11 protein-coding genes are annotated in these 13,693 nt (G+C 39.1%); 10 read left to right on the top strand and 1 reads right to left on the bottom strand.

Annotated elements, in window-relative coordinates; translation table 11 throughout:
• Nucleotides 1-88 precede the first annotated feature (88 nt).
• Nucleotides 89-4,783, top strand: coding sequence for a fibronectin type III domain-containing protein (locus tag BLR54_RS06170; protein ID WP_090418235.1), 4,695 nt, complete (start codon nt 89-91; stop codon nt 4,781-4,783).
• A 62-nt stretch (nt 4,784-4,845) separates the two neighbouring features.
• Here the strand turns inward: BLR54_RS06170 and BLR54_RS06165 are convergent, their stop codons facing one another.
• Entirely contained in the window at nt 4,846-5,730 is an 885-nt protein-coding gene (locus BLR54_RS06165; RefSeq protein ID WP_143008403.1) for a hypothetical protein, read from the bottom strand.
• 247 nt (nt 5,731-5,977) lie between these two features.
• Between BLR54_RS06165 and BLR54_RS06160 the strand changes: the two genes are divergently transcribed.
• The 9 genes from BLR54_RS06160 (at nt 5,978) to BLR54_RS06120 (ending at nt 13,625) form a co-directional block, all read left to right on the top strand.
• A complete protein-coding gene (locus tag BLR54_RS06160; protein WP_090418230.1) occupies nt 5,978-6,592 on the top strand; it encodes a sugar O-acetyltransferase in 615 nt (204 codons plus the stop codon).
• A 1-nt stretch (nt 6,593) separates the two neighbouring features.
• Nucleotides 6,594-6,815: a PF20097 family protein gene (locus BLR54_RS06155; RefSeq protein WP_090418227.1), complete on the top strand. Its 222-nt coding sequence runs from the start codon at nt 6,594-6,596 to the stop codon at nt 6,813-6,815.
• Between the two features lie 99 nt (nt 6,816-6,914).
• A complete protein-coding gene (locus BLR54_RS06150) occupies nt 6,915-7,670 on the top strand; it encodes a L,D-transpeptidase family protein (protein ID WP_207645277.1) in 756 nt (251 codons plus the stop codon).
• A gap of 133 nt (nt 7,671-7,803) precedes the next feature.
• A complete protein-coding gene (locus tag BLR54_RS06145) occupies nt 7,804-8,646 on the top strand; it encodes a phosphatase PAP2 family protein (RefSeq protein WP_090418224.1) in 843 nt (280 codons plus the stop codon).
• Nucleotides 8,647-8,819: 173 nt separating this feature from the next.
• Nucleotides 8,820-9,626 carry an ABC transporter permease gene (locus BLR54_RS06140; protein WP_242871206.1) on the top strand — a complete coding sequence of 269 codons (807 nt, stop codon included), beginning with the start codon at nt 8,820-8,822 and terminating at the stop codon, nt 9,624-9,626.
• An 8-nt stretch (nt 9,627-9,634) separates the two neighbouring features.
• Entirely contained in the window at nt 9,635-10,630 is a 996-nt protein-coding gene (locus BLR54_RS06135; protein ID WP_090418218.1) for an ABC transporter ATP-binding protein, read from the top strand.
• The gene (locus BLR54_RS06130) at nt 10,627-11,436 is read left to right on the top strand and encodes an ABC transporter permease (protein WP_090418215.1); all 810 of its coding nucleotides are present in this window, start codon (nt 10,627-10,629) and stop codon (nt 11,434-11,436) included. Before BLR54_RS06135 ends, BLR54_RS06130 begins: the two co-directional genes overlap by 4 nt.
• 11 nt (nt 11,437-11,447) lie before the next feature.
• Nucleotides 11,448-12,431 carry an ArsR/SmtB family transcription factor gene (locus BLR54_RS06125; protein WP_090418211.1) on the top strand — a complete coding sequence of 328 codons (984 nt, stop codon included), beginning with the start codon at nt 11,448-11,450 and terminating at the stop codon, nt 12,429-12,431.
• A 150-nt stretch (nt 12,432-12,581) separates the two neighbouring features.
• Nucleotides 12,582-13,625, top strand: a complete 1,044-nt coding sequence (locus tag BLR54_RS06120) for a hypothetical protein (RefSeq protein ID WP_090418207.1) — start codon at nt 12,582-12,584, stop codon at nt 13,623-13,625.
• Nucleotides 13,626-13,693: the final 68 nt, after the last annotated feature.

The following is a 13,693-nucleotide window of genomic DNA, read 5'->3' as shown; positions in this document are numbered from 1 at the left end:
CAGTTTAGGTATAGCCTAAGCCGTACTTTTGAGCTTTTTTGTTTATATACAGATCTTGTACGGGTATTAAAAGATCGGAGGTATCATTATGAGAGGTAAATCATTAGTAAGCAATTACAATGCAGCTCAAAGATTGTTAGCATTGGCAGTTGCAGCAGCCATGACATTAACAATGTGGTTTAGCGCTGGAATTTCATTTGCAGATGCAGTGGATGGAGAGTCTGTGATTTCTTCTATCCAGGCACTTAATGATGAAGTTGCAGTTCAGCATCTTCAGGTTGGTGCAGAAGAATCTGATATCGTATTTCCGGATTCCTTCACAGCTACACTTGAAACTACAAGAGAAGTAGTTGTTGAAGAAGAAGTTCAGGTTCCTGTAGAGAATGGCGCACCTGTAGTAGGTGGAATCGTAGCGCCAACAGTAGAGTCTACAGAGTTACCAGTTGATCCTGAAGCTGAGCCAGAAGAGCCAGCATCAGAGCCAATAGAAGGTACAACTGATGAGCCACAGGTGCCAGCTACAGAACCTACAGAGCCTGTATCTGAGCCTACAGCTGGTGAAGAGCCAGTGAATGAGCCAACTTCAGCACCTGTATCTGATTCAGTTCCAGCGGTTGAGTCAGCACCAGCATCAGAGCCAGCAGCAGAGGATACCTCTTCAAGTGATTCTGCACCTGCATCAGAAGGATCAGACCCTATAGCATATATTATTGATAGATTATTCCCAGCAATGGTTGTAAAGGCAGCAGAGGAAGAGCCTGTAGATGAGACTCCAGCAGAGGAGCCAGCAGATACAGAAGAGCCAGCAGCCCCAGCAGAGGAAACACTTTCACCTGCAGTCCATGAAACAACAGTACAGCGTGTTGAGACAGTTACTACATCTTCTGAGATTACACTTCCAGGTGTAACATGGACACTTGATGCAGAGCGCAGCTCAGCAGCAGAATTTGATTCAAGCGTAGAAGGCGCAGAGTTTGTATACGTTGCAAATATTCCTACTTCATATCAGATGAACGCAGCCATTCCTACAATCAAGGTTATTATTGGGGAAGAGCAGAAAGCGGAAGTAGTAGCAGCTTTCACTAAGAGCGTAGTAGTTGATGGCGTTACAATTACAGTAAAGGCAGACGAGGGAGTATTCCCAGCAGACGCAACAGTTTCAGCAAGAACAGCAACAGAAGAAGAGAAGAACGTATTTGATACAGCAGTAGAGAACACTGCGTTATTTATTCCTGTAGTAAAATCTTATGTATATGATATTAAAGTTTTAAATGCAGCAGGAGAAGCAATTCAACCTGATACAACAATCGGTGGAGCATACGTTTCTTTTGAATCAGAAGAAATGACAGGTGCTGATTTAGATGCTTCTATTTATCATATTCCAGGTTCTGAGACAGGAAATACTGTAGCAGAAAAACTTTCTACAACAAAAACAGGAAATGTACTTGAGGCAAGTGCAGGTAGCTTTTCACTTTATGGTGTAGTAACTACTCCAGTAGTTGGAACAAATGTATTTGATAATAGTAGCTATCCATATATGGTTTCACAAAATTACAGCGAAGTTAAGCTGGCTGTAAGACTTTCGGGTGAAGCTACATCTATTAAGTGGTATAAAACAACAGAGAAAAAACGCGTAGATCATGTCCCTACAAAGGATAATTTAGACTCACTGGGAACTTGGGTACCAGTTACAAATAATGATAAGGATGATGCCAATATTACCTTAACAGGTGATACCATAACAAATGGTGCATGGTATGTATGCGTTGTTAATGGTAACGTGTCAGAACCTGTTCAGTTGTTAGGCAGTCTTAGTACCTCTGATAGAGTTAAAGATGTATTTGATAGAGTATGGACACAGCCTATGATGCCTTATTATTTATCAAATGGTGTTATGGCATACGGTGTTAAAGGTTCTGTATTTGATGTTACAGGATATTTACCTAATCTTAATTTAATGATTCAAACAGCATATAGTTCGGGATGGCAAATGAAGTCAACAGACGAAATTGATCCTGAGAGAAGCTCTGGAACAGCAATTGATCCGGATAATATTGATTTATATGTTAGCTTTGGAGGCGATGGTGGTTATGCTGTATTCTTTGATGCTAATTTAAAGAATGGACAAAAATCGTTTTCATTTGGTTGTGATACACAATTGGCAGATAGAACTTTACTTGGAAAATATGCTGATAGTGCTGCTCTCTTTGCCGAAAAAGATAACAATGGATATCTTGATTATGTAGCAATGGTAGGAGCAGCAACAAAGACTGCACCTGACGACACTCCAGCATTTCTTATAAAGCCAATTACTAAAGATACTGTAAAATTCTGGATAGGATATTATGGTCAAAGTTATAGTGGACATTATGACTATAATGATAATTACTTAGATGGATGTACTACTGGTTCAGTTAAATATGACAGCAATACAACAGAGGATGGTGTTGCATTAGCAGTTACAGATACTGATTCAGGTATGACAATGTCATGGAGAAATAAGACTAACATTAAGTTCCAGTTCTCAGTAGGTGATGTTGCCAGCACAGTAGCAAAAGTTGGTGGAAATGTTGATTATGTAAACGGTTATATTAAGGGACTAGAGAAGGATACAACATATGTTGTTACTTATACTGATGGTGGAGTACAACATAGTTATGAAATCACAAGTGATGCTACTAATGGTTATATCCCATTAAGCGGAACAGACTATGATTTAACAGGACAGACAGTAGTAATTGAAAAGAAAAATCCAAGCGAAGGTGATGTTGCTTCAGATCCTATATCAATCGAATCACGTCCAGCAACACCTAACTTTGATACAACAGGAACAGATGATGATGGCGATGCAGACAAGCCAGCAGATGTAGGAACAGATGTAATTACAACAACAGCAAATTCTATTACAGTTAAGTCAGAAACAGAGAATTGTCAGTATAGCTTATATAAATATGATGAGGATGGGAATGAGATTCTAGTTCAAGATTGGGATACACCAACAAATGGAACTTATGTATTTAACGGATTAGATGAAGGCACTGAATATACAATTAAGTCTCGCATTAAGCCAACAAGCACTAAGCCTGGTTCATTACCATCAGAAGGTGTTAAGGTTACAACAAAGAGCACAGTTTCATTAGCTACACCAGTACCATCAGGCACAATAACAACAGACTATGATGAAGATGGAACAGGAGTATCATACCCAGTTGTAGCTGAAACAGAGGGTGCAAAGGTTGAATACAGCACAAACCCTAACACAAATTATTCAGAGTCACTTCCAACATTTAAAGATGCTGGAACATACACAGTATATTACAAGGTTTCAAAGGAAGGCTGCACACCAGTATATGGCAGCTATGAAGTAACAATTAACAAGCAGACAAAAGAACCTGTAGAAATTCAGGAAACAACATCTATTCCTGCAGAAGGAACAACAGGTGGCACAATTGATCTTTCAGATTACCTTGGCGCAGGCCCAGAACTTGTTGACTATGAGGTTGATGGAGATATTGCACCATACGTAACTAACGTTTCAATGGTAGATGGAAAGATTACCTACAACGTAGACAACAGCCCAGCAGGAACAACAGGTACATTAAGAGTTAAGGTTCAGGGAACAAATGATAATCCTTATTGGATTACAATTCCACTTGTATCAAAGGCTAAGCCAGCGCCTGCACCAGTGGAAGACTCTTCTGAGCCAGCACCTGCACCAGCTCCAGCGCCAGTTGCAGTAAAGCCAGTAGTAGAGGAAATACCTACAGTACCTGTAATTGAGCCAGTAGTTGAGACAGAGACAGAAACAGAAAAGACTCCTGTAGTTGAGCAGCTTCTCGACATTGCAGCAGAGGTATTAGACGACACACTTGGCAAGGGTGAAATCATCGACAAGGGTGACATCTGGGGCGACATGTCAGATGATACAAAGACAAAGCTCTTAGATAAGCTCAGCGAAACAGGTGGAGAAATTGTTAAGATAGCAAGCGAAACATCTTCAATCAATGCAGCATTAGCAGAGGTTAAGGCTGACAATGCAGCAGCAAAGGACGGTGAAGATAATAATAAGGTTCCTGTAAAGGAAAAGCCAATCGCACTTGTTATGGGCGAAGGTGCTGTAGTAGTTAAGCTTGAGACACCAGAGAATTCAAGAAATACAGCAGGTCTTGCAGATGCTAAGGCAGTTGCAAAGTCTATCCTTACAGAAGAGCAGTATGCAATGGTTGCAGCAGGAAGTATCCTTGAAATCAAGGTTGAGGTTCTTCCACTTGAGGACGAGACAATTCCTGAATTGGACAAGCAGGTTATTACAGATGGAGTTGCAGCAGTAGCAGAAGAAAAGCCAAACCTTTCAATGGCAGACTATATCGATATCAGCATGTTCATGAGAATCGATGATGAGGATTGGAACCAGATTACAGATACAGATCCAATCGATATCGTTGTAGATATTCCTGAGAATTACAAGGGATTATCAGACACATATTACATCATGCGTGCACATGAAGGTGTCAGCACACTACTTGAAGACAAAGATGGTAATAGCGACACAATCACAATCTCAACAGGTCAGTTCTCAACATACGCACTTATGTATGATGAGCCACAGACAGCTATAGCAAAGACATTTACTTCTTCTGTAGCAGCAGAGAAGTGCCACCTTTGCCACTTATGCCCAACATTCCTTGGTATTTGCTACTTCGTATGGATTGCAATCATCACAGTAGCAGCTATAGTTATTATGCTTTACGTATCACTTAGAAGAAAGAACGAAAACGCATAAGCGATACCGTTAATACCCAAAGAAATCGCTCTCCATTTTTGGAGAGCGATTTCATTTGTTTGTTATTCATTTTCAGCTTTGGGACTACTATAAAATAAATGATTTGTACGTAGCCACAGAGTAAGATAGCTATTTATTTTTTGCTTCGTTCTAGCGGACATTTTATATCCATCCGTATATGCGATATCATCTATAGGATTTTTTGTTGTCTTATACTTAAATCGTCCGTCATCAGCACATTCAAAGGGAATAAAAATTTCTTCATCCTTGTAATATAACCTGAAGGTGTTGAAGGTTTTATCAGGCATTTCTGCTCTATAATTATTTGGATTTTGGGCTAAGGCTGAAACAGATGCATAATACAATAAGATTGGTGCAGCGATAACTCCTGGAGCAACATTATAATCACCATCCATTATGCAAATAATTATTACTGCAATCATACCGATAGCCAGACCTAACAGGAAAACAAAGGCTATTATTTCATCAAAGCTTCTTTGAATTTTCATTCTACCATCGATTAATGCATCATCAAGGCATTGGCTAAGTGGTGGCTGTTCTGGTTCTTCTTTTTTAGGCTTAAAAAGAAGATAAACAACTACACCGTTGATGATAGCGAAAATAGTAAACAGGACAAATGAAAACTTAGCTGTGTTATAAACTGCTGCTTCTGAGGTGTGCCATTCTGGATCACCGCCTTTGGCATTGGCTGATTCGGGGTTCTGATATACTGTGACTACATCACCTATATCATAAGCATCTCCAGGTATCTTGTAATAACCGTTTTCGTTTTGGCCAGTCATATAGTGGGACGAAGTTGTACCGCCTTTATAATGATGGTGGGTTATCTCATATTTATTAGTTATTGTTACTTGCTCAGAAACTATTGTGGCTTCAAAGAAGCCTTCTTTAAAGCCATTAACGGCTACAGCTATATTAACTAGCAATAATAAAATTGCAAATATCTTTTTTATAATTGACATAATCAATGATACCTTTTATTTATATTCAATAAGGCGATAGTATATAAACCTAAATTGGAGATGTCAACACGTTCCTACTGGATTGTCAAAAAAGACCTTCTTTTGGCAAAAAAACTAACCTATATCGTTGACATAGCCGTACGGCTATATTTACACTAAATCATATAAGATTTAGCCGTACGGCTATATTAATGATTTAAAGGAGAGAGTAATGACACAATATGAACGTATGGTAAAGGGGTTATTGTATGATCCAGGTGATGAGGAAATCATGGCGGAGCAATTTCCTTATCAAGATAAACTTTGGGAGTTTAACAAGCTTAAGCCTTCGCAGATAGAGGAAAAGGAAAAATACATGAAGGAAGTTTTTGCAGAGTGCGGTGACAACTGCTACATTGAGCTTCCTTTACATGCAAATTGGGGCGGGGCTCATTTGCACTTTGGTTCAGGTATATATGCTAATTCTGACCTTACGCTAGTTGATGATGGTCATATCTACGTTGGTGATAAGGTAATGTTTGGCCCTGATGTAACTATAGCCACTGCAAATCATCCGATTGATCCTGAGCTTAGGGCAAAAGGCTTGCAGTATAACAAAGATGTCCATATTGGAGAAAATGTATGGATTGGCGCAGGCTCAGTAATCGTGCCAGGTGTAACAATCGGAAAGAATGCAGTCATAGGCGCAGGAAGTGTCGTAACAAAGGACATTCCAGAAAATGTGGTCGCAGTTGGCAATCCTTGCAGAGTTCTCAGAAACGTTGGTGAGCACGACAGGGAATTCTTTTATAAAGACGAAAAAGTAGATTGGGAGAATATAGTTTAATATGATTTGTCCGTACTGTGAAAATGAAATGAGAAAGGGTGCGCTATCTTCATGCAAACCTATAAATTGGAAAGAAGAAACGGGTTTTGCTGCGTGGGTAAGTGGTGCTTTCGGATTAGATGAGCATCTATTGACATCAGACGAAAGAATGTTTTCATCATATGTGCCTGCATTCTTCTGTGATGAATGCAAAAAGGTAATCATAGATACAGATATCAGCTAGAGAGAGGATATAAATGTGACACTAGTGTGACCGTGAACCTGTTAGAATAACCATTGACAAATTCATATTATCTGTTAGAAAAAGAAGGAGGGGATGGTTTTGACTAAAGCAGTTAAAAGTCTTGCGAGCACATTAATGGTAGCTGTTCTTACATTTTCTGTTTTCATTGGAAGTGTTTTGAACGTAGAGGCAATGACAGATGATGTTGAGGTTGATGTGTCAACAACCACATTACTTGGTGAGTCTCCTAAGTGGATAGCTGATCTTCCACAGGCTAAGACTTCTTCACAGATGCTTGTTGTTGCAGCTTATGGCACCACCACAGCCTGGGTATCGCTTAACGAGAAAGGTATTGATGGAAAATGGCGCACCATAATGACTACACCTGGATTTATAGGAAAGAATGGACTTGGTAAAACAAAAGAGGGTGATGCAAAAACACCTGTAGGAACTTATGGTTTTAATGCTGCCTTTGGTATTGCACCTGACCCAGGCTGCAAGATTCCATACATTCGTTGTGGAAATGATCAGTATTGGTCTGGTGATGCAAATCCTGGAATGCAATACAACAGGATGGTCGACATCAAGAACTACCCAAATCTTGATAAGGAAAACAGTGAGCATATCATAGAATATACAAGACACTATCAGTATTGCCTGAATATCAGCTACAATGCTGAAGGTACACCAGGTCTTGGATCTGCTATTTTCCTTCACTGTATGGGACCTAACAAGCCATATACAGGTGGCTGCGTTGCTATCCCTGAAAATCAGATGAAGGTTGTTATGCAAAATGTAAAGCCAGATTGTACAGTGGTTATAGATTCTCTTGAAAACTTAGGTGGAAATCTTTAAGGATTTACTAAGCCTTCCTCTTTATGAGGGAGGCTTAAATATTTGAAAATGTTAAAAAATTCCGAAAACAAGGAAATGTAGGCCTTGATTATAGTATAATTGGACTAAATAAGGTGACCTATGGAGGTATTGCATGAGTGAAGAAAAAAATACCTTTCATTCAATTATATGGAATCCAATAATCTGGCCTGTGGTTTTTGTGATAGGGATGGCCATATTTACTTTCTGTGATCTTCCTATTGCAAAGGCTATTATTCATTACGACAGTGTCTATGCACGATTCTTTGAAATTATAGGACTTATATCTACACCTACCGCCGGGATATTTTTTGCAATTAGCAATTTTTTGACTATCAGGTTTGCAAAAATGAGATTGCTGTCAATCCTTCTTTCTTGGCTTGCTCTAATTACTTTTGTTGGGTTCAATATTTTATCGGTATATATGTTGGATAGCCGTTGGGTAGTCTACATTGTGTTATATGATGTGCTTTTTATAGCCTTTTCAATGTGGGCCAACAGATATGTTTGCAGCTATGCAAGAGTTGTAGAGCTTCGAAAGGTTATGATGATTGGTTTGTCTGCCACACTAGTGGCTGTTCTTGGTCAAACTTTGGTAAAGTTTGGTTTTAATCGTCCACGATTTATCACCTTAACTAATCCAGATACTCAGTTTACTTATTGGTTTGTCCATCATCCTTTTACAGCTGATTCCTCGTTCCCATCAGGACATGCAGCTCAGGCGGCCCTTTCGTTTATTCTTGTGTATATAAAAAGGTTCGTCCCTAAGCTTCGCGCCAAAAAGTGGGAATTTGTAATGTGGACTGCCGCCATATTTATTACCGGCTCCACAATGATATCACGAATTATTCTTGGCGTTCATTATGCCACAGATGTTTGGGCGGGATGTTTTCTAACATTATTGACCTTATCATTATCTAGCTGGTACGTAGAAAAGAGATATTTAGTTGATGAATAAATTTTTTAAGACTGCCTTCGGGTGGTCTTATTTTTTTGTGGTTTTATCAGCCATCAAGTTTCGTTAGAAAAAATATTGACAAAGAAGTCTTAAGTCATTATACTTCCGTATATTTTTGGAATATCAAATTTAATTAACTATATGGTTAATTAAAGAGAAGGAGGATAATCAAGTTGAGAGTTTTCTTTGCAACCATTAAAAAGGAGTTTCAGGTAAGGCTACATGCCTATCCTGTCAGCTTTATGGTGGGATGTATTCTCACATCTTTTTACACCACCTTTGGAGCCTGGCTTATGTATCATTATTTCTTTAGAGGCCATCTGGCTTCGGATTTTGATCAGCTGTCGGGAACCAGTGACTACATGAGCTATGCCATTGTAGGAAGTCTAATGTATCTGTTTGTGGTTCGAACCTGTCTGAATGTCAGCAGGACTCTTATCACAGAGCTTCGTGAGGGAACCTTGGAGAGTCTTATGCTGGCGCCCTTCAAAAGGACAGCATATTTCGTAGGCAACATGACACTACAAACCCTCATGACCTTTGGTGAAACTGCTATTGCCACACTAATTGGTTTAGCTTTTGGGCTTCGAGTTCATGACTTTTGTCTTTGGAAATTTGTAATCTCGGTGGTCTTATCCTTGTATGGTTTCTTTGGATTATCTCTAATCCTTGGATGCGTAATGCTATATGCAAGAGATACCTACATATCTCAAAACACATTGTTTACAGCCATGTTTCTGGTATGTGGCATTTGCTTTCCAAAGGAATACTTGCCTTGGGGACTAAGGCTCCTTGGAAGCATAATCCCTGTGACAGATGCAGTGACCTTGGTGAGAACAGCTCTTTTAGGAGGTATGTCCTCAGTAGATTTTCTTGCACTGAGTCTTAGAGAGCTTTTACTTGGAGCAATATACATTGCAATTGGTTTCCCTCTGATGAAAAGAGTGGAAGTGATTGCTTTAGAAAAAATGGAGGGATAGGTGACAATATGATAGAGGTTAAAAACTTACAAAAAACATATGAGGTTAAGCGTAGAAAGAGTTTCTTCAATTCCTATAAGGAAAAAGTTGAGGCTGTTAAGGATATATCACTTAGGATTGAAGCTGGACAGATTGTGGGGCTACTTGGAATAAACGGTGCAGGAAAAACTACAACCATTAAAATGCTAACCACTCTTATAGAGCCAACTTCAGGAGAATACTACTTTGATGGAAAAGATGCTCTTAAAAATCCTGTGGAAATAAAAAAGCAGATTAATATGATTGCTGGTGGTGAGCGAATGATTTATTGGAGGCTGACTGCCTATGAAAATCTTTGGTATTATGGTCAGCTTTATGGCATTGAAAACACAGAACTGAAGCAGAGGATTGATAGGCTTCTTAAACTGGTAGGACTGGAGGATAAAGCTAACCTTCCTGTGGAAACCTTCTCAAAAGGAATGAAGCAAAGGCTGCAGATTGCCCGAGGCATGATTAACAATCCAAAGTACATTTTCCTGGATGAACCAACCATAGGGTTAGATGCTATTGTTACCCAAGAGCTTCATGAGGAAATAAGAAGCTTGGCGAAGAATCAGGAAAAGGGAATCCTTTTGACCTCCCATTATTTATCTGAGGTGGAGGAACTGTGCGACTATATCTATTTGGTTAATAACGGACAACTTGTTATGGAAGGAACAAAAAGAGATTTGACTGACTTCGTATTTACGAAGAAGCAGTATGCCTTTTCTGTAAAAGGAATGAATGAAAGCATTTGCAGTAGTCTGAGAAGTCAGCTTATGATTTTGGATGCTGGAGCCCAGGTACAGCTGGAGGGAAAGTCTGCTGTCATAACCTCAAAGGTGGAGCTATCCTCTTTCCTTGCAGAGTTTGCAATTCGAGAAGGCCTAATCATAGAAGAGCTGCACAAGCTAGAGCCATCCTTAGAGCAGGCAGTTATTAAGCTATCAAAATCTATTGAGAAGGAGGCAAAGGGAATAGCATGACTGGTTTCGTAAAAGTGGTATGGGCAGAGGCCTACAAGCAGCACCGGAACTACTTCAATAATAAAATGATATATATTTCGCTGTTTCTTTGGCCAGTTTTCAGCTTTCTTTCTGCATACTATAGCTACAGTGCCTTTGATGTGAAAGGGACAATTATTTCTTATATTAACGAAGAGAACATTTTGATTTTCCTTCTTCTGGGATACATGGCTATGAGTTTTTTCAGATCAGTGGTTCAATCAGCTTGGAACTTTTCCAGAGAACGACAAAGTGGCACCTTGGAATATATCTATCTTTCACCTGCCAATCGCTTTGCAGTATTGCTGGGAAACGCGCTATCCTCAGTTTTTGAAAGCGCCATAGTGATGTTGATATTTGGCCTGATTATGATTTCAATAAACAGTAGTGGCCTGAATATAAATCTTTGGAGTTTGGTGTTGGTTCTTGGAATCTTTATGGTAATGGCTACCCTTTGGGGTGTCTTTTTGAACGCATGCTTCCTATATTCAAGAGACACAGATTTTCTTTTCACCATATTGGAAGAGCCAATGGAAATCTTTGCAGGGGTAAAAATTCCTGTGGCAATTTTTCCTAAGTGGGCAAAGGTTTTAAGCTTTATTTTTCCTCTTACCTATGCCCTAGAGTCACTGCGCCAAGTATCCTTGAATGGTGCTGGCCTTCAAGGAATAAGAACACTTATCCTGGTGAGTTTTGTAATAATCCTAGTGCTTTTGCTAGCAACATTGATTACAATACATATTGTAGAAAAGCACATGAGAAAAACAGGCAATGTGGTTCTGTTTTAGATAGGTGATAAATGAAGATAGGTATTTGTACCGATAGAATTGAAGATTCCTTAACCTATAAGAAAAGTGGAGAATTATTTTTTTCTCCACTTTTTGAGATGTTTGCAGCTATGCATGTCATCTGCAATCCAGAGCATCACACAGCCCGACTTCACTGGTGGGAGAGAATTCAAAACCAGGTAGAGGCTGATTTGCTTAATGATATAAAAGACCTTTCAGCTTGCACCGGTATGTGGTTGGCTCCTATGGATTTTGTCTTTGTGGAACCTTATATCGAGGTGAGAGATATGGATGTGGAGGAAGCTCTAAATACCATAGAGAGTCTTAGCCTTCAAAGTTGGAAAAAGATTTTTCAAGGAAACGGACTTACTATCTCCCAGTCACAGAAAAAGAAAATAATAGAGGTGTCCAGAACCTTTTATCAGCAGTATTTTTATCAGGAGATTATAATCATACAGCCTCTTATGAGTGCTGCCCTTCGTAAAATTTTAAAGTCCTGGGAGCAGGAGGGCATTGCCAAATCTATTTCAGATTTCCATGAGAGATTAAAGCTGACAGAGGATGAGCTTATCTTCTATAAGGAAAAAGAATATCACTATAAATATGAGGATATTAAGAAAATCTATGTTACGGGAAGTATCTTTCTAAGTCCTCATTTGATAATGGGGTATCAGCAGAAATCCGTGATGCTGGTAAAACATTTCTATACAGAAAGTGTGGATATGCTTCCTCCAGAGGAGCTGGTAAAGCTATACAAAGGTCTTGCAGATGGCACCAGACTTCAGATTCTAAAGAGTCTGAAGCATAAGCCGGATTCCACCCAGCAGTTAGCACTTAAGCTGAATATTTCAGAGGCTGCAGTGTCGAAGCAGCTAAAGGTATTGGCCGCCGGAGGCTTGGTAAAAAAGAAGCGAAGTGGCAATTATATGCTGTATTCAGTGGATGAAACAGCCTTGGATTTCCTTACCTATAGAATATATGAGTACCTAATGTAATGGTGCAATGGATTACATAAATCTGTTGCACTTATTTTTCACCCCGAACCTGCTTAGCACTGTTTTGGGTGTTTTTTTACATGTATGTTAGCCGGCTCATTGGTTTTGACCTCATGCGGGAAAAAAGAGGCAAAAAAAGAGCCTGTCGAAATGACAACAACAGATATTGAACAGGGGGATTCACTAAGTCTGGGCACACCACTGGAATCTCAGGAGGAAATCAAACTTCTGGATTTTGTATGTGGACATTATGACAATACAAATGCTGACAGTTCATTTAGTTTCAATCTTGAGAAAACCGGAGAGGGAACCTATTCCCTCACTATGAATACAAAATCAGATGGGAAAGATGTAACAGAGTGGCAATGCACACAGGATAACCTTAGCATTGATAAAAATACTATAACAGTTGATTTGCCAGATTATAAGCACAAGCAAATGTCTATAGATTTAGGTTATTATAAATTATCAATTCAGGCAGATGGTGTATCATATGGTACATTTGTAAAAGAATCATCTGAAGATGCCGGACAAGGGTTAAGCTATTCTGAAGTATTAGCGTCTTCTTATACAGAGTTTTTAGAAAAACATGCAGCTAAGTATTTGCTCGAAACACAAGAGCACGTATTGGGGGCTGATGGTACTATTAGTATTTATTATGATGAAGAGATAGAAGAGTACCGATTGGATGCTAAATTCCCTCAGATTTATGACAAGGATTTTAAGGGAAAGAGAATGGAAGATTTTTCCGTTACACAGAAGGATATTGCTTTTATATCCCCTTCTAGAAATGAAATCAATTTGATTGTTGAAAGGGGTGATAACAAAGGGTACTGTGTAATTCATTTTTCAGATGACAATAAGTTTTTTGATTGTACAAAGTATAATGATAGTTTCTTTGAGGAAGCAGGAACTCCATTGGGAACAGGACGTTTCTTAGAAGATGTTTCTAATAATGATTCCGCAACAACTGAAGAAGGCGATGTACAAAGTGCGGTTCAGGCAGCTAGAGAATATTTTGGGTCCCTTGCAGGCTGCTATGATGATTGGAATTCTGAAATGTATTCCTTTACAATAGAAGAAGAATATGGCACAGATGATTATTTGATTTGTTCACATAGTTTTAATCCAATAAGTACTTCATTGTGCATAAAGGTCACAAAAAATGGAGATGCAACAGAGTACTTATTTTAGGAAGATGATCCTTTATTTGGAACTACATATTACAGAATGGTGGATGAAGGTGACTATCTGACTGTATA

The organism is Pseudobutyrivibrio sp. YE44 (assembly GCF_900104335.1).
GTDB lineage: Bacteria > Bacillota > Clostridia > Lachnospirales > Lachnospiraceae > Pseudobutyrivibrio.
Note: the sequence above shows the minus strand (reverse complement) of the source record. Positions and strands in the feature narration are given on the sequence as shown.

What these genes read in the sequence shown, in the direction of transcription:
- BLR54_RS06170 (WP_090418235.1), top strand. Translation starts at nt 89, where the DNA reads ATGAGAGGTAAATCATTAGTAAGCAATTACAATGCAGCTCAAAGATTG.
- BLR54_RS06120 (WP_090418207.1), top strand. Translation starts at nt 12,582, where the DNA reads ATGACAACAACAGATATTGAACAGGGGGATTCACTAAGTCTGGGCACA.
- BLR54_RS06135 (WP_090418218.1), top strand. Translation starts at nt 9,635, where the DNA reads ATGATAGAGGTTAAAAACTTACAAAAAACATATGAGGTTAAGCGTAGA.
- BLR54_RS06160 (WP_090418230.1), top strand. Translation starts at nt 5,978, where the DNA reads ATGACACAATATGAACGTATGGTAAAGGGGTTATTGTATGATCCAGGT.
- BLR54_RS06145 (WP_090418224.1), top strand. Translation starts at nt 7,804, where the DNA reads ATGAGTGAAGAAAAAAATACCTTTCATTCAATTATATGGAATCCAATA.
- BLR54_RS06130 (WP_090418215.1), top strand. Translation starts at nt 10,627, where the DNA reads ATGACTGGTTTCGTAAAAGTGGTATGGGCAGAGGCCTACAAGCAGCAC.
- BLR54_RS06155 (WP_090418227.1), top strand. Translation starts at nt 6,594, where the DNA reads ATGATTTGTCCGTACTGTGAAAATGAAATGAGAAAGGGTGCGCTATCT.
- BLR54_RS06125 (WP_090418211.1), top strand. Translation starts at nt 11,448, where the DNA reads ATGAAGATAGGTATTTGTACCGATAGAATTGAAGATTCCTTAACCTAT.